At 66.8% G+C, this 25475-nt stretch carries 22 protein-coding genes and 1 pseudogene; 3 read left to right on the forward strand and 20 right to left on the reverse strand.

Annotated features, from left to right (window positions below):
* Nucleotides 1-26: 26 nt before the first annotated feature.
* Nucleotides 27-1490, reverse strand: coding sequence for a catalase (locus J2R76_RS35010; RefSeq protein WP_253625515.1), 1464 nt, complete (start codon nt 1488-1490; stop codon nt 27-29).
* 434 nt (nt 1491-1924) lie between these two features.
* Here J2R76_RS35010 and J2R76_RS35015 point away from each other — a divergent pair, with 434 nt between their 5' ends.
* The 3 genes and pseudogenes from J2R76_RS35015 to J2R76_RS35025 form a co-directional block, all read left to right on the forward strand.
* Nucleotides 1925-2437, forward strand: a complete 513-nt coding sequence (locus J2R76_RS35015) for a hypothetical protein (RefSeq protein ID WP_200844556.1) — start codon at nt 1925-1927, stop codon at nt 2435-2437.
* Between the two features lie 150 nt (nt 2438-2587).
* Nucleotides 2588-3280, forward strand: coding sequence for a response regulator transcription factor (locus J2R76_RS35020; RefSeq protein WP_028333329.1), 693 nt, complete (start codon nt 2588-2590; stop codon nt 3278-3280).
* A 424-nt stretch (nt 3281-3704) separates the two neighbouring features.
* A pseudogene (locus J2R76_RS35025) lies at nt 3705-4640 on the forward strand (sensor histidine kinase); the annotation flags it as partial.
* 122 nt (nt 4641-4762) lie between these two features.
* Here J2R76_RS35025 and J2R76_RS35030 read toward each other — a convergent pair.
* The 19 genes from J2R76_RS35030 to J2R76_RS35120 form a co-directional block, all read right to left on the reverse strand.
* Nucleotides 4763-5389, reverse strand: coding sequence for an NAD(P)H-dependent oxidoreductase (locus tag J2R76_RS35030; protein ID WP_253625516.1), 627 nt, complete (start codon nt 5387-5389; stop codon nt 4763-4765).
* Between the two features lie 9 nt (nt 5390-5398).
* Nucleotides 5399-6970 carry an isochorismatase family protein gene (locus J2R76_RS35035; protein ID WP_253625517.1) on the reverse strand — a complete coding sequence of 524 codons (1572 nt, stop codon included), beginning with the start codon at nt 6968-6970 and terminating at the stop codon, nt 5399-5401.
* 12 nt (nt 6971-6982) lie between these two features.
* Nucleotides 6983-7831, reverse strand: a complete 849-nt coding sequence (locus J2R76_RS35040; protein ID WP_057016866.1) for an MBL fold metallo-hydrolase — start codon at nt 7829-7831, stop codon at nt 6983-6985.
* Nucleotides 7832-7882: 51 nt separating this feature from the next.
* Nucleotides 7883-8773: an amidohydrolase gene (locus tag J2R76_RS35045; RefSeq protein WP_057016867.1), complete on the reverse strand. Its 891-nt coding sequence runs from the start codon at nt 8771-8773 to the stop codon at nt 7883-7885.
* Complete coding sequence (locus J2R76_RS35050) at nt 8770-9888, reverse strand: VWA domain-containing protein (RefSeq protein WP_253625518.1); 1119 nt, start codon at nt 9886-9888, stop codon at nt 8770-8772. Before J2R76_RS35050 ends, J2R76_RS35045 begins: the two co-directional genes overlap by 4 nt.
* Entirely contained in the window at nt 9885-10766 is an 882-nt protein-coding gene (locus J2R76_RS35055) for a MoxR family ATPase (RefSeq protein ID WP_253625519.1), read from the reverse strand. Before J2R76_RS35055 ends, J2R76_RS35050 begins: the two co-directional genes overlap by 4 nt.
* 9 nt (nt 10767-10775) lie before the next feature.
* Nucleotides 10776-11798: a xanthine dehydrogenase family protein molybdopterin-binding subunit gene (locus J2R76_RS35060; protein ID WP_253625520.1), complete on the reverse strand. Its 1023-nt coding sequence runs from the start codon at nt 11796-11798 to the stop codon at nt 10776-10778.
* Nucleotides 11799-11800: 2 nt separating this feature from the next.
* Entirely contained in the window at nt 11801-13393 is a 1593-nt protein-coding gene (locus tag J2R76_RS35065) for a xanthine dehydrogenase family protein molybdopterin-binding subunit (protein WP_253625521.1), read from the reverse strand.
* A gap of 12 nt (nt 13394-13405) precedes the next feature.
* Nucleotides 13406-13885 carry a (2Fe-2S)-binding protein gene (locus tag J2R76_RS35070; protein WP_229193474.1) on the reverse strand — a complete coding sequence of 160 codons (480 nt, stop codon included), beginning with the start codon at nt 13883-13885 and terminating at the stop codon, nt 13406-13408.
* A gap of 6 nt (nt 13886-13891) precedes the next feature.
* Entirely contained in the window at nt 13892-14710 is an 819-nt protein-coding gene (locus J2R76_RS35075; protein WP_253625522.1) for a xanthine dehydrogenase family protein subunit M, read from the reverse strand.
* Between the two features lie 15 nt (nt 14711-14725).
* Nucleotides 14726-15169 (reverse strand): SRPBCC family protein, encoded by a 444-nt coding sequence (locus tag J2R76_RS35080; protein ID WP_253625523.1) that lies wholly within the window; start codon nt 15167-15169, stop codon nt 14726-14728.
* A gap of 3 nt (nt 15170-15172) precedes the next feature.
* The gene (locus J2R76_RS35085; protein WP_168855380.1) at nt 15173-15610 is read right to left on the reverse strand and encodes an SRPBCC family protein; all 438 of its coding nucleotides are present in this window, start codon (nt 15608-15610) and stop codon (nt 15173-15175) included.
* A gap of 9 nt (nt 15611-15619) precedes the next feature.
* On the reverse strand, nt 15620-18514 hold the full coding sequence (locus tag J2R76_RS35090) for a flotillin family protein (protein ID WP_253625524.1): 2895 nt from the start codon (nt 18512-18514) through the stop codon (nt 15620-15622).
* A complete protein-coding gene (locus J2R76_RS35095; protein WP_253625525.1) occupies nt 18492-19370 on the reverse strand; it encodes a phosphoenolpyruvate hydrolase family protein in 879 nt (292 codons plus the stop codon). Before J2R76_RS35095 ends, J2R76_RS35090 begins: the two co-directional genes overlap by 23 nt.
* Before the next feature lie 3 nt (nt 19371-19373).
* Nucleotides 19374-21584 carry an ABC transporter permease gene (locus J2R76_RS35100; protein WP_253625526.1) on the reverse strand — a complete coding sequence of 737 codons (2211 nt, stop codon included), beginning with the start codon at nt 21582-21584 and terminating at the stop codon, nt 19374-19376.
* On the reverse strand, nt 21577-22359 hold the full coding sequence (locus tag J2R76_RS35105) for an ABC transporter ATP-binding protein (protein WP_016847809.1): 783 nt from the start codon (nt 22357-22359) through the stop codon (nt 21577-21579). Before J2R76_RS35105 ends, J2R76_RS35100 begins: the two co-directional genes overlap by 8 nt.
* Nucleotides 22352-23437 carry a branched-chain amino acid ABC transporter permease gene (locus J2R76_RS35110; protein WP_076826017.1) on the reverse strand — a complete coding sequence of 362 codons (1086 nt, stop codon included), beginning with the start codon at nt 23435-23437 and terminating at the stop codon, nt 22352-22354. The genes J2R76_RS35105 and J2R76_RS35110 overlap by 8 nt, the downstream gene beginning before the upstream one ends.
* A 3-nt stretch (nt 23438-23440) precedes the next feature.
* A complete protein-coding gene (locus J2R76_RS35115; protein WP_168855385.1) occupies nt 23441-24451 on the reverse strand; it encodes a branched-chain amino acid ABC transporter permease in 1011 nt (336 codons plus the stop codon).
* 120 nt (nt 24452-24571) lie between these two features.
* Nucleotides 24572-25390, reverse strand: a complete 819-nt coding sequence (locus tag J2R76_RS35120; RefSeq protein WP_016847806.1) for a helix-turn-helix transcriptional regulator — start codon at nt 25388-25390, stop codon at nt 24572-24574.
* Between the last annotated feature and the right edge of the window lie 85 nt (nt 25391-25475).

Raw genomic sequence — 25475 nt, forward strand, 5'->3', positions numbered from 1 at the left:
GACGGGGCCGAAGGGGGCCGTCCCGGCTACAGCTCTCCGGCAGCAAACCTCGCCAGCGCATCCGCGACGCCCTTGCCGTAGGCCGGGTCGGCCTTGCTGCAATTCGCGACGTGCCGTTCCTGGATGTGCTTCGACGCGTTGCCGACCTGACGGGCGGTGTTGTCGAACAGGGCCTGCTTTTGCGCGGCATTCATCTTGCGGAACAGGTCGCCCGGCTGCTGCCAGTGGTCGTCATCCACACGATGATCCCAATGCGCGGCCGCGCCTGACAATTCGAGTGGCGGCTCGTTCAGCTGCGGCTGGTCGGTCCACTCGCCATGGCTGTTCGGCCAGTAGGTCAGCGTGGCGCCCAGATTGCCGTCGGTGCGCATCGCGCCGTCGCGGTGATAGCTGTGGAATGGGCATTTCGGCGCGTTGACCGGGATCTGGTGGTGGTTGACGCTGAGCCGGTAGCGCTGCGCGTCGCCATAGGAGAACAGGCGGGCCTGCAGCATCTTGTCAGGTGAATAGCCGATGCCGGGCACGACATTCGCCGGCGTGAACGCCGCCTGCTCGACCTCGGCGAAGAAGTTCTCCGGATTGCGGTTGAGCTCGAAATACCCGACCTCGATCAGCGGATAATCCGCCTTGGGCCACACCTTGGTCAGATCGAACGGATTGAACGGGAATGCCTTGGCCTGTGCATCCGTCATCATCTGGATGAACAGCGTCCAGCGCGGGAAGTCGCCTCGCTCGATGCTCTGGAACAGGTCGCGCTGGTGGCTCTCGCGGTCCTTGCCGACCAGCACCTCGGCCTCGGCATCGGTCAGGTTCTGGACGCCCTGCCGGGTGCGGAAATGGAATTTCACCCAGACGCGCTCATTGTCGGCATTGATCATGCTGTAGGTGTGGCTGCCGAAGCCGTGCTGGTGACGGAAGCTTTTCGGGATGCCGCGCTCGCTCATGACGATGGTGACCTGGTGCAGCGCTTCCGGCAGCAGCGTCCAGAAATCCCAGTTCATGTCGGGGTCGCGCACCCCCGTGCGCGGATGCCGCTTGATGGCGTGGTTGAGGTCGATGAAGCGCAAGGGGTCGCGGAAGAAGAACACCGGCGTGTTGTTGCCGACCACGTCCCAATTGCCTTCATCGGTGTAGAATTTCAGCGCGAAGCCGCGAATGTCGCGCTCGGCGTCCGCCGCGCCGCGCTCGCCGGCGACCGTCGAGAACCGCGCGAACATCGGCGTCTGCTTGCCGATCTCCGAGAAGATGCTGGCCTCGGTGTAGCGCGTGATGTCGTGGGTGACGGTGAAGGTGCCGTGCGCGCCGGCGCCCTTGGCATGCATCCGCCGCTCCGGGATCACCTCGCGGTGAAAATGCGCCAGCTTCTCGATCAGCCAGACATCCTGCAGCAATGCGGGTCCGCGCGGCCCCGCCGTCAGGATGTTCACATTATCGGCGACGGGGGCGCCGGAGGCGTGGGTCAGATACGGTCTTTTGGTCTCGTCGCTCATCGAAAGCTCCTTGCTGAAGGTCAGCACTTCGCCGTCCCGGCGCCCGCAGGGAGGCCAGGCGAAAGGCGATTGCATCGCGGATGGATGACGGCCGGCGAGGAAGGGAGAGCCCCGGTGATCGACAAATTGTGAAGCGGGTCTGCGATCCCTCGACGCCGTCCTTGTTCTCCGATAGCTGCAGGATTAAGAACCGCGGCCGATCGATTCAACGAGCGCTATCCGCCGATTCCAGCCAAATGTCCGTCGATCCCGGCCAACGCAATCGTGGCCGCCGGTCCGGGCAACTGTCGCTCGGTATGCCGGCACGCGAATTCTAAATCCGGTGTCAGAATCTGGCGCATTTGTCAGTTGAAGTCGGGCATCGGCTTGCGTCTTCTGATCATGCTCGCGTGCGGCGATACGAGTTCGCCGCGGTCCCAATCAGGGAGGATTTCATGAAGAACAGGCTTCTCACGTGTCTCACGGCAGCGACGCTCGCTGTCAGCGTTGCGCTTGCACCCGCTGCCCTCGCCAGAGGCGGCGGTGGTGGTGGCGGACATGGCGGAGGTGGCTTCGGTGGCGGCCACGGTGGTGCCATGGGTGCCATGGGTGGTGGCATGCACGGTGGCGGCTTTGGCGGCGGCATGCATGGCGGTGGTTTCGGCGGCGGAATGCGTGGCGGTGGCGCGGCGTTCGCCGCCATGGGCGGCGGCGGGCATTTCGCGGGCGGGCACGTTGGTGGTCCCCGCTTCGTCGGTGCACCGGCGATCGGCCCGCGCTTTGCCGGCGCCAGATTCCACGGTTCGCGCTTCTTCCATCATGGCGGCTTCTTCCGCCACCACCGCTTCCATCGCTTCGCATTCTTCGGCGCGCCCTATCTCTACGCCGGCTATGACTACGGCTGCTACCGCAGGGTATGGACGGCTTACGGTCTGCAATGGGTCAATGTGTGCGGGGACTATTGGTGATAGCCCAACCAACCGCACCGTTGTCGCGGTCGTCGCCAGACGTTCCATCCTGCCCCGGAATGGGATAGTCTGGCGGCGATCGTCGCGGGGCGGCCGCTCGGAGAGTTTGAGAACTCGGAGAGTTCGACACAGCTCGGAGAGTTCAGGAATATGACCGGTGCTCACCGCCGCATTCTCGTCGTCGAGGACGACCCGGAAACCGCGGATCAGCTCGTCGAGGAGCTCACCACCAGCGGTTATGATGTGGATCTGGCGGCGAACGGCCGCGAGGCGCTGAGCCAGGGTGCGGCGCGCGACTATGCCGTGATCACCATCGATCGCATGCTGCCCGACATCGACGGCATCACGGTGATGCGTCAGATGCGCGACGGCGGCATCGCAGTGCCGTTCCTGATCATCAGCGCGCTCGGCGAAATCGACGACCGGGTGCGTGGCTTGCGCGCCGGCGGCGACGACTATCTTGTCAAGCCGTTCTCCTTTGTCGAACTGCTGGCGCGGCTGGAGGCGCTTGGCCGCCGCAGCGAGACCGTTGCAAAGGAGACCATCCTGCGGGTCGGCGATCTCGCGATCGATCTGATTTCGCGGACGGCGAGCCGCCGCGGCCGCAGGATTCCGCTGCTGCCGAAGGAATTCCAGCTGCTCGAATACCTGGCGCGCAACGAGGGCCGCGTGGTGTCGCGCGCCATGCTGCTGCGGCATGTCTGGGACCTGCACTTCGATCCCTCGACCAACATCATCGACGTCTATGTCGGACGTTTGCGCCGCAAGGTCGACGACCAGCAAGCCTATCCGCTGATCCACACGATCCGCGGCATCGGGTACTGCCTCCGTGCTCCTGGCTAAGACCCTCAAGTCGTCGACGTTCCGCCTGGCGTTGATCGCCATCGGTGTCTTCGGCCTGATCGTCTCCGCGATCTTCGCCTATGTCTACTGGTCGACGTTGTCCTATGTGCGCGACAGATCCGACCGCGCGATCATGACCGAGCAGGCAAGCCTCGATGATGCCTATGCGCGGTCCGGCCGCGATGGACTGACCGCGTTGATCGCGCAACGCGTCGCGGACAAGGGCTTTGCCGATCATGTGTATTTGTTGGTCGGTCCCGGATCGACCGTGCTGGCGGGAAATCTCAGACAGTGGCCGGCGGGCGCTGCCGAGAAGGGATGGGCTGAATTTCGTGCCTCCCTGCCACAGCTTTCCTCGGGCCCCTCCCTGCTGCGAGGCGTGACGGAAACCCTGTCAAACGGCGATCGGCTGCTGGTCGGCCATGACATCAGCGATCTCGACGGCTTCATGGCGCAGATCAGGGCCGCCGGCATTGCCGTCGTCGTGCTGATCATCGGGCTTGCGGCTGCTGCCAGCATCGGCGTCACGCGGCGAACCGTCGGCCGGATCGAGTCGATCAATGCGACCAGTCGCGCTATCATGCTCTCCGGCCTCGACCAGCGCATCCCGCTTCGCGGCAGCCATGACGAATGGGATCGCGTCGCCGAGAATCTCAATCTGATGCTGGACCGGATCCAGACCTTGATGGGAGACGTCAAGCAGGTCAGCGAAAATATCGCCCACGACCTGCGCACGCCGCTGACCCGGATGCGCGGCCGGCTCGAGAAGGCCTATCACGCCCCGCGGAGCGGCGAGGGGGATGCTGCGCTGATCGGCGACACCATCGCCGATCTCGACGCGGTGCTCGGGATGTTCGCGTCGATCACGCGGATTTCCGAGATCGAGACGCGAGCCCGCAAGGGTGCGTTTCGCACCGTCAATCTCGTCGAGATCGCCGCCGAGGTGGTCGAGCTCTACGATGCCGCGGCTGAGGAGGTTACCACCCGGCTCGACCTTGCCGGCGATCGGGCGGTGCTGGTTACCGGGGACCGCGACCTGCTGTTCGATGCGATTGCCAATCTCGTCGACAACGCCATCAAGCATGGCCGCCCAGGTGGGCGGGTGACGGTGACCTGCGACAACGATGAGCGAGGCGCGGTGATTTCGATCGCCGATGACGGCCCCGGGATACCCGCCGAGCAGCACGACCGCGTCTTCAAGCGGTTCTACCGGCTCGAGCAGAGCCGCTACACGCCGGGCAACGGTCTCGGCCTCAGCCTGGTCGCGGCGGTCGCGAGCCTGCACGGCGCACGGATCGAATTGCGCGACAATGCGCCAGGATTGTTGTGCAGGCTGGTCTTTCCCGCCGCGGAAACGTAGGGCTAGTGCGGAGTGACCCACAAAATCGTTTCGCGAGCATGAAAGCGTATGACCCGCCGGCCAAGCCATACATTCGATGTGGTCCCTGCTTTCGCAGGGACCACATCGGAGTGGAGTCTCTTTCAAAACCTCCCTGCCATCTCCACCAGCCGCCGGTGCGCCGCCTCGCGGGCGGCGCGGATCGGCTCGGTGGGCCCGGTGGTAGGGCCGATCGGTACGAAGCGCACGTCGCTGATGCCGATGAAGCGCAGCGCCTCGCGCAGATAGGGCGTTGCCATGTCGATGCGGCCGCGGTTCATGCCGGTGACGAAGTCGCTGCCGCTTGCGAGGATCACGATCGTCGGGCGGTCCTTGAGCAGCGGCAGATAGCCCTGCGCCGGATCGAAGCGGAAGGCCAGCCCGGGCTGGATGATGACGTCGAGCCATTGCTTGAGCTTGTAGGGAATGCCGAAATTCCACATCGGCGTCGAGATCAGCACGCGATCGGCCAGCGATAGCCGCAGCGCGAGGCGCTCGGCGATTGCGAAGGCGTCGTGCTGCGAACCGGTGAAGCTCTTGCCGTCGATCCGGGCGTATTTGGCCTCGAGCAGATATCCCTCGAATTCCGGCAGCGGCTCGCGCCAGAGGTTCATCGCGTCGATCTCCCAGTCCGGCCGCGCCCGACGGAAGCGATCGAGAAAGGCACGCGCGCCGGCCGCCGATTCCGAATCGGGGCGCGGTGAGCAGTTAAGGTGCAGCAGCTTCGGCACCGCGCCTCCCTAGCCGAGTGCCTTGATCACGGTGTCGGCGTTGGTCACGACGGAGACGTTCTGGAGCGCGAAATTGATCGCGGCGTTGTGCCAGTCGGCATTCATGGTCGAGCAGCAATCCTCCGGCACGATCATGAAATAGCCTTTGTCGGCGCCGGTGCGCGCGGTGTGCTCGACCGACATGTTGGTCCAGGCTCCGGTATTGATGATCATGTCGCGGCCGGTTGCCTTCAGGATGGTCTCGAGCCGGGTGCCTTCCCAGGCGCTCATCCGCATCTTCTCGACCACGAAGTCGCCCGGGCGCGGCTCGAGTCCCGAGACCGGTGCCGCGCCCCAGCTGCCGCGCACCATCGCCTTGCTGTCGACCAACCCCTCGAACAGCGGCGCGTTCAAGGTGATGCCGGGCGCGCCGGGCTCGACGACGAACCAGACATGGATGATGGCGACGCCGCGCGCCCGCGCAGCCTCCGCCACGCGGCGGACATTCTCGACGACGTGCTGCTGGCGAGCGTGCGCGGGCGCACCGGACTCGGCGAACGCGCCGCCGTCCATGATGACGTCGTTCTGCATGTCCTGGATGATCATCGCGCAGCGTTGCGGATCGAGCTGCATCTCACCGGCGGCGAGATTCGGCGCAGGCGTGGACGAAGCGGCACCCGCGCCGCCGCGCTTGCCGCTCATATAGGGCTCGTGGCGCGGGCCGACCTTGGTCGGGATCGCATAGACCGAATGGGTCGCGGTCAGATAGAGCGTGCGGAAGTCGGCGCCGCCCCAGGCGAGGTTGGCGACGAGTTCGTGCAGGCGGACCTTGCCGAGCAGGTCGGCGGCGGGCGAATAGACCCAGACGCCGCCGGGCGCGGTGACCCAGACATTGCCGCGCTGGTCGCATTTCATGCCGTCGGGCAGGCCGGGCTCGAGCTCGGAGCGGATGCCGGAGGCGAACACGCGCGGATTGGTAAGCGAGCCGTCGGCATTGACGTCGAAGGCGCGGATCAGCGCCTGCACGGTGTCGTTGACATAGAGGATGCGCTCGTCTGGCGAGAAGCACAGCCCGTTCGGCTGCTCGAACAGGTAGCGGTCGACCAGCAGTTTCGGCGCGCCGCCGCCGGGCGGCACGCGGTAGACGCCCTGGAAGCCGAGCTGGCGCGGCCGTTCGACGCCATAGACCGGCATGCGGCCGTACCAAGGATCGGAGAAATAGATCGCGCCGGAGGAATGCACACAGACATCGTTCGGACTGTTGAGCTCCTGGTTCTCGTAATGCGAAGCCAGCACCTCGCGCCGCCCGTCGGGCCGCTCGCGGATCAGCGAAGACGTCGCGTGCTCGCAGACGATCAGATTGAGGTCCGCGTCATAGGTCATGCCGTTGCATTTGTTCGATGGCCGCCTGACCTCGACGACGCCGCGCCGCGCATCCCAGCGCCGGCGCACATCGCCCGGCATGTCGGAGAACAGCAGGAAATGATCGGCCGGATGCCAGATCGGTCCCTCCGTGAAATCGAAGCCGGTCCCGACCTGGCCGACCGGCGCGTAGGGATCGATCAGGTCTTCGAACTCGCTGCGCAGCGTGACATGCGTCATCGCCTCGATCCTCTACGCCGGGAACCAGTTGCGCTGCGGCAGGCTCTGCACGACAGGCCCGGGTACCTGGTCATGCAGGCGGCCGACCACCATGCCGCCCTCGACCTTGGCCGGGCGATCGTGCACAGGAAGCAGATAGCGGGAGCTCGAGAGCAGCTTCTTGATCGCTGCCTTCTCGGCGCGCTTGCTGGTGCCGTGGTTGCCCGTGGTGCGCGGCTCGGCGTCGTGGATCTCGTTAAAGGGATTCACGATCTGGTCGTTGAAATCATAGATCACGTCGCCGCAGATCGTCGCAATCCCGTCGGCGGTGTGGACATGGATGTTCATCGAGCCTTCGGTATGGGCGTTGGCAGCGTCGCAATAGACGCCCGGCATCAGCTCGACCGGGCCGGTGATTTCGAGGTCGAGAAAGCGCAGCGCGCTCTTGGTGTGCAGGCGGTCGATCAGGTGCTTGATGTCCGGCGCCGGATACTGCGGGTGCATCAGGCCCGAGACGGAGTATTCCAGCTCCTTGCGGTTCAGCACGACGGTCGTGTTCATCGGGAACAGGTCGTCCTTGCCGGCATGGTCGATGTGCAGGTGGGTGTGACAGACGAAGCGGACGTCGCCCATCCGCACGCCGTGGCGGGCGAGCTGGTTCTCGATCATGTTTTCGTGGAACTGGAGCCCGCGCATGCCGAGCGTCTCCATGATCTGGTTGGAGCGATAGCCGGTGTCGACCAGCACGGGATAGGGGCCGCCGAGGATCAGGAAGCCGAGCGTCAGCACGCGGCGGGTGCGGCCGCAATTGTGCCCGAGCACGAGGAAGCTCGATTCCAGCTCGATATCGCCATAGTCCAGAATCTTGATCTCTAGCGGCATCTGTCTCCCTCCCAATTCGTGTTCGTTGTTATGTTCGACCCCGCGGTGCGGCTATGGCTGTAGCCGATAGACCCGCGCCGCCGTCGTGCTGAAGATCGCATCGCGCTGTTCGGGGCTCAGCCGTTCGGCTGCCGCCTTGAAAGCGGCGACGAGATCGCGATAGCTGGTCCACAGCTTCTCGATCGGAAAGTTCGAGCCGAACAGGCAGCGGTCGGCGCCGAAGATCGCGACGGTATCGGTCACCACGCCGGCGATATGCGCGGCATCGTTGCGATGGATGAAGGTGCCGAGCCCGGACAGCTTCGACACTACATTCGGACATCGCGCGAGCCGCGTCATCCCGCTGCGCCAGGTGGCGCGGCCCTGCGGCGACAGGTCCTCCAGCATGCCGGCATGCTGCAGGATGAAGGTCACGTCAGGGCAAGCCTCCGCGAGGCCGGCCGCATCGGCCATCTGCGGCGCGAACACCTGCAGGTCAAAACTCCAGCCGTAGTCGGCGAGGTGGCCGACATTGCGCCGGATCACGGGATCATTGCAGAGATCGGCACGCGCGGCGAAGCGGTACAGCGGGTTCTCGTGCCAGTGCAGCTGCATGCGCACGCCGTGCACCAGCGGATAGCGCTTCAATCGATCGAGTTGCGGGCGGACGTCGGCGACGGAGAAATCGGCATAGGCGACGAGGGCGTGCGGCCAGCCGTGCTGGTCCGCGGTCTGCTGCACCCAGGCGGCTTCGTCCTCGAATTGGCCGTTCGGCCAGTTGGTCTGGACATAGACCGAGCGGGTGACGCCGGTGCCCTTGAGGTCGCCGAGATACTCCTCGATCGGATAGTCGCGGCGGATCGGCTCATAGGGGCCGAAGATGCGCGGCTGCATCGGGCCGGACAGCCAGGCGAGATCGGCCTGCCGCCAGATGTGATGATGTCCGTCGACAATGCCAGTCACGCGGCTCTCCTTGTTCCAAGCGACAGCAGATGCGCGACAACAGCCGCGCTGGATCCGCCGTCCACGAGATCGTCGACAAAGCGCTGGATCGCGATCAGCGCCTCGGTTTGCGGCGTGAAGCCGGGCGAGGTTGCGAGCGGCGTCAGCCAGCTGACGCGCCAGGCCCGCCGCGACAGTTTTGCCACGGCATCGCGCAGCGCAGCCGGATCGCCGCGTTCCAGGCCGTCGGAGACGATCACGACCGCGGCGCCGCGGGCATATCCGCCGAACCGCGGCACGGCGAGGAACGCCTGCAGCGCATCGCCGATCCTTGTGCCGCCGTCCCAGTCGCTGACCAGGAAGGAGACCGCGTTCAGCGCCTGCTCGCGCCGCTTCAGCCGCAGCGCCGGCGTGACTCGGGTCAGTCTTGTGCCGAAGGTGAAGACCTCGACATTGCCGGCCGCCTGCACCAGCACATGCGCGAGCTTCATGTTCTCCTCGGTGCGTGCCTTCATCGAGCCGGAGACGTCGATCAGGAACAGGATCTTGCGCGGGCGCTGGCGGCGTCGCATCCGCCCGAGCCGCAGCACCTCGCCGTCATTGCGGACGCTGTCGCGCAGCGTGCGGCGCAGATCGGCGAACGGACCACTGCGTGCACGGCGGCGCCGGTGGCCGCGCCGTCGCGGCAGGCGCCTTGCCGCCTCGCGCGACAGCTTTCGCAGCGGATCGCTGGTCGCGGTCTGGGCAAAGCGGCGCTCGACCAATGCCTCGGCGCGCGCCGCGGCGAGGCCGGACTCATTGGCCTCGTCGGCAAGCGGCGGCTCGTCCTCGCCGCGGCCTTCCTCCTGCAGGCGAACGGTCTCTTCGTCCTCACCCTCGGCCTGCTCGATCGCCTCGGCGCCGCGGAAGTGGATGTCGAACAGCCGGTCATACGTCGCCCGGCGCTGGGGCGGCGGCGCCAATGTCGCGAGCCCGGCCAGGCGGATGTGCTCCAGGCTGCGCGGACCGAGCAGCTCGATTGCCGCGAGGAAGCTCGTCGTCTGCTCCGGCGCAACCGAAAAGCCGTTGGCGCGCAGCAGCGCGACGAACGAAACAAATATCCGCGCGGCGCACGGCAGCTGCAGGTCGTCGTTCACGCGGCCGCCTCCGCGATGATCGCATCGAGCCGGGGCGAAATGAAATGCAGATCCTCCTCGTCCTTCAGCGCGACGCCGATCGAGCGTTTGAACGCGTCCGGCCAGCGCGCGCCGCCCTTGTTGAGCAGGGTCGCGGCCTCGGCCCAGTCGACCGCCTCGGCGATCCCGGGCGCCTTGCTCAGCGGCTCGCGGCGCAGCCGGCCGACGGCGGCGACCACCGCGCGGGCGGTGGCCTCGGCGACGCTGGACGCCCGCATCATCACGATGCGCGCCTCGCGCTCGGCATTCGGATAATCGATCCAATGATAGACGCAGCGCCGCCGCAGCGCCTCGTGCAGATCGCGCGTCCGGTTCGACGTCAGCACCACGACCGGATGCTCTGCAGCGCGCACCGTGCCGCGCTCGGGGATCGAGATCTGGAAGTCGGAGAGGAATTCGAGCAGGAAGGCCTCGAACTCCTGATCGGCGCGGTCGATTTCGTCGATCAGAAGCACCGTCGCGTCGGGCGCGCGCAGCGCGGCCAGCATCGGGCGCTCGATCAGGAAGGCGTCGCCATAGATATCGATGCTCTCCTCGCCGGCCTGCCGGATCGCCAGCATCTGGCGCGGATAGTTCCACTCGTAGAGGGCAGCGGCGGCGTCGATGCCTTCGTAGCATTGCAGGCGGATCAGCCTGCGGCCGAGCACGGCGGCGATCGCTTTTGCAGCTTCGGTCTTGCCGACACCCGGCGCGCCCTCGAGTAACAGCGGCTTGCCCAGCGCAAGCGAGAGATAGGAGGCGGTCGCGACGCCGTCGTCGGCGAGATAATAGGCCGCGCGCAGCGCCTTCTCCAGCGCCTCTGGGCTGTCGATGCCGACGATGTTGCTGCGGACCGGCATGGAGAAACCTCAGCGCCGTGGCTGCGGACGCGCGCCGCCTTGCGCCCTGATGGCGCGCAACACCTTTTCCGGCGTGATCGGGAGATCGTCGATCCGCACCCCGACCGCGTTGAAGATCGCGTTGGCGATCGCAGGCAGCACGGGATTGGCGCACATCTCGCCCGGTCCCTTGGCGCCGAACGGACCGTCGGGCGCCGGGCGTTCCAGCACCGCGATGTCGTGCGGGCAGATGTCGCCCGGACCCGGCATCAGATATTCGACGAAGTCGCGCGGACCGTGCACCGGCTCCGGATAATAAGGCTCCGGCGTCTCGTAGAGCGCGTGGCTGACGCCCATCCAGGCGCCGCCGACCAGCTGCTGCTCGACCAGCCGTGGATTGAGCGCGCGGCCGAGTTCATAGGCGGAGTCCATCCGGACCATGTCGACCTCGCCGGTCTCGTCGTCGACCTCGACCTCGGCGACCAGGCAGGCATGCGCGTAGCATGTCGCCGGCGACATCTCGCCGGTCTCGGGGTCGACGTCGGACAGCGGCACCAGGAAGATACCGCGGCCGGAGATCGTCTTGCCCTGCTTGAACTGCGCGGCGATGGCGACGTCCTTGGTGGAGATCGAACGATGCGGCGCGCCCTTGACGTGGATATTGCCGCGGCCGTCGGTCTCGAGGTCGACGGCATTCACCTCCAGTTCCTCGGCGGCGGCCTCCATCATCACACCGCGTGCCTCGCGCGCAGCCGCCATTACGGCGTTGCCGACGCGATGCGTGCCGCGCGAGGCGAACGAGCCCATGCAGTGCGGGCCGGTGTCGGAATCCGCGGTGTCGACATAGACGTCCTCGACCGGCACGCCGAGCGTCTCGGCGCAGATCTGCCGCGTCACCGACTTCATGCCCTGGCCAAGGTCGATCGAGGACAGCGCCACGGTGAACTTGCCGCTTGGGTTGGAATGCACCAGCGCCTGGCTGGGATCGCCGCCGAGGTTCATGCCGATGGGATAGTTGACCGACGCGATGCCGCGTCCGCGATGCCGGGTCATGGTCAGCGCCTCCTGGTGCCGAAGACGGAAGAGAAGCGGGTGGCGCCGTGCGACGGCGCGCCCGGCCGCGGCGGCGGAGACGACGGTGGCGGCGAAGAGGGCGGCGGTGGCGGCGGCTCGCGGGTCGCGGCCGGCGCGCGGTCATACGTCGTGCGCTGCTGGGATGGTGAGGCCGGCGGTGCATGCGGCTCGCGCGGGGTCGGCGTCACGGCGGCTCGCGCGCCGCCACCATCCTTGCGCGACGACATCCGCTTGAAGTCTTCGCGGAGCGGCCACTTGGCCTTCTCCGCTGCGACCTGCACGCATTCGATCAGCGCGGTGTTCTTGGCCTCGCGGCGGTGCGCCTTCATGTCGCCGTCGCGATACGCATTGAGGATCCGGAACTCCATCGGGTCCATGCCGACGAGATGGGCGAGCTTGTCCATCTGGCATTCGATGGCGAAATCCATCGCGGTGACGCCGAAGCCGCGCATTGCGGTCGCCGGCGTGCGATTGGTGAAGACGCAGTAGACGTCGCCATGAACGTTCGGGATCGTGTAGGGGCCGGGCAGATGGGCGGCGCATTTCACCGCTGCATAGCTCGACAGCCGCGTATAGGCGCCGCTGTCGAAGTAGGCGCGCACCTTGCGGGCGACGATGCGGCCGTCGCGCATCACGCCATCCTTGATGTAGATCCGCTCGGCGCCGCGCGGCGGCCCGTACTGCATCTCCTCCTCGCGCCCGAACACATAGCGCACCGGGCGACCGGTCAGCATCGCGCCGAGGATGCAGAGCGGCTCGGTCAGCGTATCGACCTTGCCGCCGAACCCGCCGCCCACGGTGCCGCCGATGAAATGGAAGGTGTTGGAAGGCACGTCGAGGATCTTCGCGCAGGTGTCCACCGAGAAGAACAGCGCCTGCGTCGAGGTGTAGACGATGTAGCGGCCGTTGGTGTCGGGAGCTGCGATCGAGCCGTTGGTTTCGGTCGGCGCGTGCTCGATCGGCGACATCTGGTAGCGCTGTTCCAGCACATGGTCGGCCGTCGCGAGTGCGCGGTCGGCATCGCCGAAGCGCAGCTGCTGGCGGTCGTAGGTCTCGTGATAGGTGAAGGTGTTCTTCGGATAGACCTCGTTGACCACGGGCGCACCCGGCTTCAGCGCCTCCTCGACATCGAACACCGCCGGCAGCGGCTCATAGTCGATCTTGACCTTTGCTATGGCCCCATAGGCCTCGCGCGGGCTGTCGGCAACGATCGCGACGATGGGCTCGCCCTTGTAGCGCACCTTGTCGACCGCGAGCGAGGGCTCGTCGTCCTTGCCGAAATTGATCAGGCTGAGCAGCGTGTTCAGGTTGCGCGGCACGTCGGAGGCGCGGATCACGCGCCGGACCCCCTGCGACCGCTCGGCCTCCGAGGTGTCGATGCGGCGGAGTCTTGCATGGGGATGCGCGCTGCGCACCACCTTCAGATGCAGCATGCCCTGCAGCTTGTGGTCATCGAAATAGGGCGAGGTGCCGGTGACATGGCCGAGCATGTCCTGGCGCTGCGTGCCTTTGCCGATCTCCTTCAGATTTTCGTCGCGCTCGTCGGCGAAGATTTCCTTGCGCAGTTCCAGCATGGCACTGTTCCCTTACGCACGCGCCCGGCCGCCGGACGCGGCTGATAGCACGGCGTTGATGATCGGCTCGTAGCCGGTGCAGCGGCAGATATTGCCGGAGATCGCCTCGACCACCTCGGCGCGGCTCGGCTGCGGATTGCGGTCGAGCAGCGCCTTCGCGGCCATCAGCATGCCCGGCGTGCAGTAGCCGCACTGCGCGGCGAAATTGTCGGCGAAGGCGTGCTGCAGCGGGTGCAGATTGGGGCCGTCCTTGATTCCGTCGAGCGTCTCGACCGAGCGGCCGGCGACCGTTTCGGCAAGCGTCAGGCAGGAGAGATGCAGCTCGCCGTCGATCAGCACGCTGCAGGTGCCGCAGCCGCCCTGGCCGCAGCCGAACTTCGGCGTCATGTCGCCGATCAGTTCGCGGAGCGCGACCAGAAGGTTGGTGCCGCCGTCGACGAAGATCGCGACGTCACGGCCGTTATGCTGGAATTGAAGGGCAGTCTTGGCCATCACGAATTATTCCTGACCGGACAACAGACGGCGGAGATGCACGCCGACGATCTCGCGGCGATACCAGGCGCTGGCGAGCGCATTGTCGCCGGGTGACGTTCCCTCAACGGCTGCCGCAGCAGCTGCGCTGATGGTGGAGGCGTCGAGCGCGCGGCCTTCGAGCGCGCGCTCGACGGCACGGGCGCGGATCGGCGTCGGCGCCATCGAGCCAAGCGCGACGCGGGCGCCGACGATGCGGCTGCCGTTAACGGGCAGGTGCGCCGCGAGCGTGATCACCGCGCCGCCGTTGGGCTTGATGCGCGCGATCTTGCGGTAGCGGAAGGCCTCAATGCTGCCGGGCCTGGCAAAGGAGATCGCCAGCACCAGCGATCCGGCCTGCCGGTCGCGCGATTGCAGGAACTCCTCGATCGGAATCTCGCGCCCGCCGAGGCCGCCCTGGACGGACACCGTGGCATCAAGCGCGAGCATCGCGACCGTGAAGTCGCCATACGGCACCGGCGCGAACAGATTGCCCCCGACGGTGCCCATGTTGCGCACCGCCGGCCCGCCGATCGAGCGCGCCGGGGCGTGCAGGAAGGTGAGGTCGCGTTCGGCCAGGATGCGCGCGAAGGTGACGCCGGCGCCGAGCGCGATGCGCGAGCCGGTGGCATCGATCCGTGTCATAGCATAGTCGCTGGCGCGCACGATGGTCGAGATCGAGATGTCGCCCTCGTTCAGCGCCCGCATCACCAGCGTGCCGCCGCCGAGATAGCGGGCGCTGCCATCCGAGGACAGCGCCGCCGCGGCGTCATGGGTGCTTGTGAAGGTCTTCACCGTGACTGGCATGATGGTGCTCTCCGCTTACGCGGCCTCCTTCAGATGCCGGCGGATGGCGTCAAAGCCGGCCTGGTAGATGTCTTCCGAAACCATCCGCGTGATGCGCTCGCTGTCCTCGGTTCGCGTCGTGAAGCGCGACTCCCAGTGCCAGAAGGTGCGGTCACCATCGGTGACCGGCAGCAGACGGACATGCGCCACGTAGTTGAACATCGGGATCGGCGTATCGAGCAGGCAGTAGCTGAACGATTGCTCAAGATCGGACAGCGCCAGCAGTTGCTCGCGCAGCTCGGCGCCGTCCATCAGCTTGAAGCGCCTGACGCAGCCGATCTTGTCGGACGGCTGGGCGCGCTCGATGCCGCTGCTCGCGACCGCCGGATGCCAGCGGTCATGACCGTTGAAATCGCGCAGCACGGCCCACACCGCATCGGTCGGCGCATCCAGGATCGTGCTTTTGACGATATGCGGCACGGTCTATCCTCCGAACGCCCGCTTCAACGCGTCGAAGCCGCCCTGGAACACGCCGCCGGCGATATTGTTGACGAGCTCCGTCTCGCGCTCCGGCGCGCAGTCGAATTCGGCGGTCCATTCCAGGAAGGTCTGGTCGCCGTCGGTGACTGGCGTGAGCCGCAGCGTCGCGACGTAGTTCTCGACGCCCATCGGCGATTCCAGGATCGAATAGGTGCAGAACATGTCGTAGTCGGACAGCCCGAGCAGCTTCTCGCGGATGCGATCGCCGTTGCGCAGCCGGAAATCCCTGACGCAGCCGATCTTGTCGGAGGGCTCGCCGCCCTCGATCCGGCTTTCGGCGATCGCGGGATGCCAGTTCGGCAGCCCGTTGAAATCGCGGACGCGGGCCCAGACCCGGTCGTTGCGGGCGTTGACGACGGTGGAAACGTAAACCCGTGCCATGGCGTGAGCTCAGTCCTTCTTGCGCGGCGTGCGCTCAGGTCGCGCCGGCTCGCCGCCGCCCTCGGGCGCCGCCGGCTTGGCCTCGCCGCCGCTCTTGCGCGCGGAGTCCTTGATGCCTTGCATGTCGCGGGCTTCGCGGATCAGGCCGGGCATCTTGGCGAGGCTGCCGCCCTCGACGCCGATATCCGAGAGGATCGAGTCGATCAGCGGCGCCTGCACGCGGTAGCGCAGCGCCGAGTCGATCACCTCGTCGGTGGCGCTGCGGCCGGTGCCGTTGCCATGGCCATTGCCGTTGAGGCCGTCGACCTGGAGGATGCGGATGCCCTCGATCTTCTCCATCGGCTTGACGCTCTCGCGGACGATGCCCTCGATGCGGTCGAGCAGCTTGCGGCGGAACAGCGAGTAGCGCGCCTGATCGGTCAGCACGTTCTCGGCCTCGTTAAGCAGACGCTGCGCCTCGGCCTCGACCGTGGCACGGACCCGTTCGGCCCCGGCTGCGATCCTGGTTTCCTCGGCCTGCTTTTCGGCGAGCAGCACCTCGACGGTCTTGCGCCGCTTTGCGATCTCGCTTTCGCGCGCGGTGACGACGCGTTCGGCCGCTTCGGTGGCGTGGATCCGGGCGTCCTCGGCCGCGGCGCGCGCCGCGGATTCTTCCAGTGATTTCTGATGCAGCGCGATGGCCTTTTCCATCAGCGCGGTCTCGACATCCTTCTCGCGGTTGACCTCGAGCTTGCGCAGCTCGCGCTCGCGGCCGATGCGGGCCTCGTCGAGGCCACGGTCGGAGGCGATGCGGGCGCGTTCGACCTCCTCGCGGGCGACGATCTCGGCCTCCTGCAGCGACTGGTTGCGAGCGACCTCGAGCTGTTCGATCGCGCGGCGCCGCTCGATCCGGGCCGCCTCCAACGCCTGCTCGCGGGAGACGTCGGTGGTGTCGATGTCCTTGCGCGCCACAATTTCGGCCTGCCGGACCTGCCGGTCGGCATCGATCCGCTCGGAGCGCTTGGCGGCCAGCGCGATCACGCGCTCCTCGTCGGCGAGCTCGATCGCCTTCTTCTGGTCGATGTTGAGCACTTCGCGGGTCCTGGAGGAGGCGATTCGCTCACTCTCCAGCGTCAGCTCGACATCGATGCGCTGCCGTTCGATGGCGTCACGGCGCTTCAGCTCGGCGGCCTCGATCGCCTCGGTGCGCGCGATCTCGAGCCCGCGGGTTTCGCGCTCGGCGCGGATGCGCTGCGCCGCGACCGACTTTTCCTGCGAGATCCGCGCCGCCTCGATCGCCTCGCGGGAGGCGATATCGGCTTCCTCGATCGCACGGGTGCGCGCGATCTCAAGCGCCCGGACGTGCTCTTCCTGGGCGATCCGCGACGCTTCGGTGGCTTCGCGGGCACTGATCCCGGCGATCTCGACCGCCTGGTTGCGCTCGATCTCGAGCTTGCGTGTGGTGTGGTCGGCGGCGATGCGCTCGGCGGCCAGCATCCTCTCGCGCGCGATGCGGGCGGCCTCGACCGCCTTCTGCGCCTCGATCTCGGCTTCCTGGATGGTGCGGACCTGCTGGATTTCCAGCGCGCGGGTGCGCTCGTCCGAGGAGATGCGCTCGACATTGACCGTCATGGTCTGGGCGATGCGCGCCTTCTCGGTGGCCTCGCGCGCGGCGATCTCGGCCTCGTCGACCGCGCGGGTGCGCTCGATCTCGCGGCGCCGGGTCTCCTCCTCATTGGCGATGCGGGCATCGGTGACGACGCGGTCCTGCTGGATCCGGGCCTTCTCGATCGCCTCGCGAGCGGCGATCTCGGCTTCCTCGACCGTGCGCATCCGCTCAATCTCGCGCTGGCGCACCTCGCGCTCGGAGGCGATGCGGGTGGTGTCGACCGAGCGCTGGTTGGCGATCCGGACCTTCTCGATCTCCTCGCGCGCCAGCAGCTCCTTCTCTTCGACCGCCCGCGTCCGCTCGATCTCCTTGTGCCGGGTCTCGCGCTCCGAGGCGATGCGTGCTTCGGTGATCGCCTGCTCGTTGGCGATGCGCGCTTTCTCGATGGCTTCGCGCGCCGCAATCTGGGCCTGCTCCGACTCTGTCTCGCGCAGCGCGCGCTCGCGGGCGACCTCAGTGCGCTGCAGGGCACGGCGCATCTCGATGTCGCGTTCCTGCTCGAGACGGGCGGTCTCGCTTTCGCGCTCGATCTCCAGCGCCTGCCGCTCGGCCTCGAGATTGCGGGAGCGGATCTTGATCATCGAGTCCTGCTCGATGTCGTTGCGCAGCTTGCGCTTGGCCTCGATGTCCTCCATCAGGCGGGTCAAGCCTTCGGCGTCGAAGCGGTTCGAGGGATTGAAATATTCGAGGTCGGTCTGATCGAGATCGGTGATCGCGACCGACTCCAGTTCGAGGCCATTCTGCGCCAGTGCTTCGGCGGCATTGGCCTTGACGCGCGCCACATAGTCGCCGCGCTGCTCGTGCATCTGCTCCATCGTCATCTCGGAGGCGACTGAGCGGATCGCGGAGATGAATTTGCCGGAGAGCAGGGTGTGGAGCTGCTCGGGCTCCATGGTGCGGCGGCCGAGCGTGGCGGCAGCGATCGAGACCGCTTCGCGGGTCGGCTGAACCCGGACGTAGAAATCGGCCTCGATGTCGACGCGCATGCGGTCGCGGGTGATCACCGCGTCCTGCCTGGAGCGCACGATCCCCATCGGCAGCACGTTCATGTTGACCGGCGTGTAGTCGTGGATGAAGGGCAGCACGAAGGCGCCGCCATTGATCACCACGCGCTCGCCGAGGAAACCGGTGCGGACGAAGGAGACCTCCTTCGACGAGCGGTGATACAGCCAGTTCACGACATAGACGATGATGACGATCGCGACGATTGCGACGATGAGCCAGAGGATCAATTCACCGACCAGCATCCCCGACATCTCTTCCTCCCTTGGTCACGGCGGCTAGCGCGCCGATCGCCTTGAATTTGCGAACCTGATCCGTCAGCGCCCGCTCGATCGGCAGGCGTTCCATCGAGGAGGCGCCGTAGAAGCCGTGGCAGTTGCGGGTCTGCTTCATGATGAAATCGGCATCGGCGGGGTCCGCGATCGGACCGCCATGCGCGAGCACGATGATGTTCGAATTGACGCTGAGCGCGGCCTCGGCCCAGGCCTCGATGCGGGCAGGGCAGTCGGCGAGCTTCGGCGCGGTCTGCGCGCCGATCGTGCCGCCGGTGGTCAGGCCCATGTGGCAGACGATGATGTCGGCGCCGGCGATCGCCATCGCGGCGGCCTCCTGCTCGCTGAAGACATAGGGCGTGGTCAGCATGTTCTTCTCATGCGCCTTCGCGATCATGTCGATCTCGAGCGCGTAGGACATTCCGGTCTCTTCGAGATTGGCGCGGAAGGTGCCGTCGATCAGGCCGACGGTCGGGAAGTTCTGCACGCCGGCAAAGCCGATCGCCTTGAGCTGGTCGAGAAAGAAATCCATATCGCGGAACGGATCGGTGCCATTGACGCCGGCGAGCACCGGCGTCCTGGTCACGACCGGCAGCACCTCGCCGGCCATCTCGACGACGATGGCGTTGGCATCGCCATAGGGCATCAGTCCGGCGAGCGAGCCGCGGCCGGCCATGCGGTAGCGGCCGGAATTGTAGATCACGATCAGGTCGACGCCGCCGGCCTCCTCGCATTTCGCCGACAGTCCGGTGCCGGCACCGCCGCCGACGATCGGCTCGCCGCGTGCGATCATGGCGTGAAACTTCTTCAACAGCGCTGCGCGTTCAAACCTGGCCATGGGTCACCTCGCCACTCTCCGCCGACCACCGGCGCGTCCGAGCAAGGGGCGGAACGCGCTGACGATGGCGGCGCTGAACTCGGGATCGTTGATGTTGCGCTTGATGTGGATGATCTGCCGGTTGCCGGTCTGGCGCACGGTGCGCTCCAGCGCGCGGAACAACGCTGCATCGGCCTCCGGGTCCCAGAACGGCTGGCCGGGTGCATCGAGCGCGGAGACGCCGCCCTCGGCCAGGAAGAAGCGCACCGGCCCGTCCATCTGGTTGAGCCGTTCGCCGATCCAGCGGCCCATGCGCTCGTTCTCTTCCGGCGTGGTCCGCATCAAGGTGACCTGCGGATTGTGGATGTGGAATTTGCGCTGCCGATAGCGCTCCGGGATCGTGTCGGGTGCGCCGAAGTTCACCATGTCCAGCGCGCCGACCGAGCCGACATAGGGCACGCGGCTGCGGATGATGGCGCCGAAGCGATCCTCGGTCGCCGGGAACACGCCGCCCATCAGGAGGTCGCAGACCTCGGTCGTGGTGAGGTCGATCACGCCGGCGAGTTGGCCGGACTCGACCAGCTTCTCCATCGAGCGGCCGCCGACGCCGGTGGCGTGGAAGACGAGGCACTCGAAATCCTCGCGCAGGTCGGCCGCGATCTTCTGCACGGCCGGGGTGGTGACGCCGAACATGGTGATGCCGATCGCCGGAAGGTTCGCGCCTGCGCTGCGTTGCTTGCCGGCCTGCTCATCGAGCCGCGCCTTAACCATGCCGACCAGCGCATGAGCGCCGTTGCCGAGCACCGTGCGCGAAATCGAGTTGAGACCCTGCACGTCGGTCACCGAATACATCATGGTGATGTCGGCGGGACCGACATAGGGACCGACGTCGCCGGACGCGACCGAGGAGATGATCAGCTTCGGCACGCCGACCGGCAGCGCGCGCATGCCGGGCGCGACCAGCGACGCGCCGCCGGAGCCGCCGGCGGAGATGATCCCGGCGATATTGCCCTGGCGACGCAGCCATCGCTCGAACGCCTCCGCCATCGCCGTCACCGAGGCGCCGCGATCGGCGCCGAACACGCCGGAGCCGCCGCGGCCGTGGTTCAGTGCGATCTCCTGCGCGGTGACATCGCAGCTCGCCGCTTTGCCGCTGGTCGAGACGTCGACCAGTCGCGTGCGCAGGCCGCTGCCGGCGATGATATCGCGGATGAAGCGCAGCTCGGCACCCTTGGTGTCGAGCGTGCCGACGATGAGGACGACCGGTGGCCCGGACGTTCGGGAGGTCGTCGGTTCGCGTCGCTGCCGGGTTGCCTCCTCGAGCCGAGTGACCCCGGTGGACTGCGTCCGTGCGGCGGCCTCGATGCGGGCGAAAGGCACCGGCTGCGACCAGCGGGTCGGCAGCACGGGATTGGAGACGTAGATGCGGGTCGGCCCCTTGCGTTCCGGCTGCGGGGCACCGGCCGCTTCGGCCTTCGCCGGTGCTGGCTCGGCGTCGGTCTCGTCGGCGCCATGGGTGCCGACGCCGAGCAACCGCTGCTGCAGCTCGCGGTCGGTTGCAAGGTGGGCGGAATCGATGATCCGGTTGATCCGGCCATTGACCATGATGGCGACGTTGCGCGACACCGCCGTCGCCACACCGATGTTCTGCTCGATGACCAGCACGGAGATGTCGCCCTCATCGCCGAGCCGCAGCAGCATGTCCTCGACCTGGGCGACGATCACGGGCGCAAGGCCTTCGGTCGGCTCGTCCATGATCAAGAGATGCGGATTGGTCAGCAGCGCACGCGCGATCGCGAGCATCTGCTGCTCGCCGCCGGACAGCTGGTTGCCGCCGTTGGTCTTGCGCTCGGCGAGGCGCGGGAAGGTGTCGTAGATTCGCTCGATGGTCCAGGCGCCGCGCCGCAGGCCGCCGGCAAGCGCAAGGTGCTCGTCGACGGTCAGCGACCGCCACAGGCGGCGGCCCTGCGGCACATAACCGACGCCGAGCCGGGCGATCCGTGCCGGATTGAGCCGCGTGACCTCTTCGCCGCGAATCCGGATCGAACCGCCGCTGGCACGCACGAGGCCCATGATCGCCTTGCACAGCGTGGTCTTGCCCATGCCGTTGCGGCCGACTACCGAGAACACGCCGGACTCGAGCGTGAGATCGACGCCCTGCAGCGCATGCGAATGGCCGTAATAGACGTCGAGGCCCTTCACCTCGAGCGCGGGCATTGCGCGGCGGTCATTCATGGCCGCCTCCGAGATAAAGCTCCTGCACCTCGGGATCGGATTCGATCTCGCGCGGCAGGCCTTCCTTGAAGATGCGGCCGTTGTGCATCATCGTCACGCTCTCGACGACGCGCAGTGCGACGTCCATGTCGTGCTCGATGATGATGTAGCCAATATGCGCCGGCAACGAAGTCAGGATCTCGATCAGCTCGCGCCGCTCGGTCGGCGACAGCCCCGCCGCCGGCTCGTCGAACAGGATGAAGCGCGGCGCGCCGGCCAGCGCCAGCGCGATCTCGAGCTGCCGCTGCTGGCCATGTGCGAGCTCGGCGACGCGCTGGTCCTTCACGCCGCTGAGGTGAACCGCCTGGACCAGCGTTTCGGTCGCGTGCATCAGCGCATCGTTCTGCCCCGGGCGCAGGAACGAGAACCGGCCACGCGAGACGCCACGGCAGGCGAGGTAGACGTTGTCCTGCACCGTTAGGCCGGGGAACAGCGCCGAGATCTGGTAGGTACGGCGTAAGCCCCGGCGGATCCGCTCATAGGGCGGGAACTGGGTGATGTCCTCGCCGAAGAAGCGGATCGTGCCGGAGGAGGGCGGGAAGTCACCGGTGATGCAGTTGAACAGCGTGGTCTTGCCGGCGCCGTTCGAGCCGAGCACCGCGCGCCTTTCGCCCGGCCGCACAGTGATGGTGACGTCGGTCAGCGCCGCCAGCGCGCCGAACAGCCTTGTCACGCCGCGCAGTTCCAGCGCCGCGCCGGCGCCGACCACGGACAGCCGCTGCGCGACGCTATCCATGGCGGCCTCCGCCTGAACGTTGCGTCGAGGATGCATTGCGCTGCCGCCAGCGTTCCCACAGGCCGATCACGCCATCCGACGACCAGAACACGATGGCGAGGAAGCCGAGCCCGATCAGCAGCCGGAAGCGGTTGCCGTCGAGCCCGAACTTGATCAGCACGTCGAGCGCGAAGGTCCGCAGCAGCACGAAGATCAGCGCGCCGATGAAGGGTCCGATCGGCCGCGTGATGCCGCCGACCACGGCGATGATCAGGACGTCGATGCAGGCTCCGACGCTGACCGAGCCGGGCGAGATCTGCCGGTAGTTCCAGACCTGCAGCACGCCGCCGAGCGCGGCGATGAAGGCGGCGAAGGCGTAGGCCGCGATGCGGTGCGCATTGGGGTTGAAGCCGAGCGCCGCCATGCGGCGGGAATTGTCGCGGACGCCCTGCAGCGCGAGGCCGAACGGCGCGCGCGAGACATACTGGACGGCGAAGTAGCAGATCGCGGCGACGCCGAGCGTGACATAGTAGAAGGCGATATCGGCGCGCCAGTCGACGCCCCAGAAATGCGGCGTCGCGACGGTGTTGATGCCGGTGTGGCCGTTGAAGATCGCCCAATTCTGGTTGGTGAAGTAGTAGAACGCCGCGCCGATCGCGAGCGTGATCATGATGGTGTAGATGCCCTCGGTGCGCACCGCGAGCGCGCCGCCGAGCGTGCCGAACAGCGTCGCCAGCGCCAGCGCCATCGGGGTTGCCAGCCACCACGGCCAGCCGAGGCTGATATTGGCGTTGCCGCTGATGCCGAAGACCGCGACCATGTAGCCGGCGAAGCCCGCGATGGTGAGCTGCATCAGGCTGACCATGCCGCCATAGCCGGCGAGGAACATCAGGCTGAGCGCGATGATGCCGAGGATCAGCGTGGTGGCGAAGATCTCGATCAGAAAGAAGCCGTTGGCGATCAGCGGCATGATCACGAGGATCAGCGCGACCAGCCAGGCCGCCGGGTTCTGGAATTCCGGCCAGGCACGGATGAAGGCGCGGCGGGTCGCGTTGGCGGACGGGTCGGGGCGGAACTGGGTACTCTGCAGCAGCGACATCTGTCATCGCCTCGCGAGCAGGCCCTGCGGCCGCAGCGCCAGCACCAGCACCATGATCAGGAAGGTGACGACGATGGCGTAGGTCGGGATGTAGACCGAGCCGAGTTGCTCGGCGAGGCCGATGATGACGGCGCCGAGTGCCGCTCCCGGGATCGAGCCCATGCCGCCGACGATCACGACGACGAGCGAGGCGAGCAGGAACCGCGTATCCTCGCCCGGCGACAGCGACTGGAAGGTGCCGCCGACCACGCCGGCGATGCCGGCAAGGCCCGCGCCGAGCGCGAACACCAGCACGAACACCAGCTGGATCCGCACGCCGGTGGCGGCCAGGATGTCGCGGTCGTCGACGCCGGCGCGCACGATCATGCCGATCCGCGTACGGTTGAGCGCCAGCCACATCGCGATTCCGATCACGACGGACGCAGCGAAGATCACCAGCCGCACCAGCGGGTATTGCAGATAGACCGGTTCGCCCGTTGATTTGATCGCGGTCAGCAGCGGCAGCTGGATCGGGCCGATCAGCCAGCTCGGGGTCTGGATCTGGTAGAAGTCGCCGCCGAACACCCAGAGCATCAGATCGGCGAACACGATCGACAGCCCGATCGTCACCATGGTCTGCCTGAGGTCCTGACCCTCCATGCGTCGGAACACGACGAGCTGCAGGATCACGCCGACCAGCGCCACCGCGATGAAGGCGATGATGAAGCTGAGGAGCCACGACCCGGTCCAGCTGCTGATCGCGTAGCCGACATAGCCGCCGAACAGATAGAGCGAGCCGTGCGCGAGGTTGACATTGCGCATCAGGCCGAAGATCAGCGTGAAGCCGCTGGCCACCAGGAAGTAGAGCCCGCCGAGCGTGATGCCGTTCAGCACCGCGTTGAGGAACACGCGCTTGCGGCCGATCGCGGCCTCCAGCCCCGGCGGCCAGATCGCGAACACCAGCCACGCGAGCACCGCGACCGCGATGATCACGATCAGCGCCCAGGCCGGATGGCGTTCGATGAACCTGGCCATCTCCGTCGCGTTCCCTCACTGGTCGCGACCGTCTGCCGGGCCGCGTGTCCAGTATCCTACCGAGGGCGTAGGCTCAGGATTTGATCGACAGTATCTTTTATCGTGCGCTCCGGAACTCCTTCACGGCCGCAACACCTTGGCGGCGCGGCGATAGTCGGTCGGGGCCATGCCGACATTGGCGGCGAAGAAGCGGGTGAAGCCGCTCTGCGAGGAGAAGCCGAGGTCGAAGCCGATATCGGCGATCGGCGTCTCGGTCGCCACCAGCGCATCGAGCGCCTGCTCCATGATCAGCGTGTTCATGTAGAGGTGAGGGGTGACGCCGGTCTGGGTGCGGAACAGCCGGTAGAAATGCGGCCGCGACAGCCCGGCCTCGCGCGCGATCGCATCGAGCTCGATCTCGGCGCCGGGGCTTTCCGACATCAGCTTGATCGATTTGCGCACCCTGAAATCGGTCACCGCGGCCGCCGCGCGCGCATCCTGCGCGGCCTGCCAGCTCTCCTCGTAGCAGGAGTCGATCAGCTGCCGGAGTTCGCAATCGAGGCTGCGCAGCGACGGCGCGCCGCACACTAGTGCTGCGGTGCGGCGGATCAGCCGGTCGAGCGCTTCGGTGCGCGGAAAGAAGGTGCGGCCGAACCGCAGGCCCTGTGCCGTCGCGGGCTGCGGCGCGAACCATTCGGCGTTGACATAAAGCACGAAGAAGATCGCGCCGTGGTCCATGTCGGTCGGCAGAAAGTTGTGCGGTTCCCACGGGTTGACCGCGACGACGGTGTCGTCCTTGAGCAGCAGCCGCTGCTCCGAGACGTCGATCTGCGCCGGCGTTCCGCCGACATGAAAGATCAGATGCCCCTCGCGGTGCGCATGCACGTTGAAGGGACGGTTCAACTGATAGACCGTCGCGCGACCGAACCGGCCGTGGAAGACGGCAAGCGCCCTGCTCATGCCTCCCCTCCCGCGGGATGTTCTTGTCTTTTCGACAAGGGTTCATCATCCGCCCGCGGAAAGCAAGGGCGAGCAGGGCTCTTGA

Origin of the sequence: Bradyrhizobium sp. USDA 4532, from assembly GCF_024171315.1 — a bacterium.
GTDB classification, from domain to species: domain Bacteria; phylum Pseudomonadota; class Alphaproteobacteria; order Rhizobiales; family Xanthobacteraceae; genus Bradyrhizobium; species Bradyrhizobium australafricanum.